1 pseudogene is annotated in these 722 nt (G+C 67.2%); it reads left to right on the top strand.

The features are described 5' to 3' along the window. Positions 1–722: pseudogene (locus tag AC5P09_RS52055) on the top strand (amidinotransferase); the annotation flags it as partial.

Here is a 722-nt window from a genome sequence, read left to right on the forward strand (position 1 = left end):
TCGCGCGGGTTCTGCAACACCTGTCCGCGGGACAGCATGCTCGTGATCGGCGACGAGATCATCGAGACCCCGATGGCATGGCCGTGCCGGTATTTCGAGACCCACTCCTACCGCCCGGTCCTCAAGGACTACTTCCGGCGCGGTGCGCGCTGGACGGCCGCGCCGAAGCCGCAGCTCACCGACGACCTGTTCGAGGCGGACTTCCGTGTCCCCGCGGCCGGCGAGCCCATGCGCTACATCCTGACCGAGTTCGAGCCGGTGTTTGACGCGGCGGATTTCGTGCGCGCGGGACGCGACCTGTTCGTCACGCGGAGCAACGTCACCAACCGGATGGGCATCGACTGGTTGCGCCGCCATCTCGGGCCCGGCTATCGCATCCACGAGATCGAGAGCCGCTGCCGCACGCCGATGCACATCGACACGACGTTCGTCCCGCTCGCGCCCGGCAAGGCGCTGGTCAATCCGGAATACATCGACGTCGACCGCCTGCCCGAGGTGCTGAGCTCGTGGGACATCCTGATCGCCCCCGAACCCGACCCGATCGACGAGCGCCTGCTCAGGATCACCTCGATGTGCGGCAAGTGGCTCAGCATGAACGTTCTCGTGATCGACGAGAAGCAGGTGATCGCGGAGCGGCACCACACCGGCATGCTGCGCGCGCTCGAAGCGTGGGGGTTCGAACCGATCCCGTGCGACCTGCTGCACTACGCGCCGTTCGGCGG

The sequence above is a fragment of the Streptomyces sp. a15 genome, from assembly GCF_059026085.1.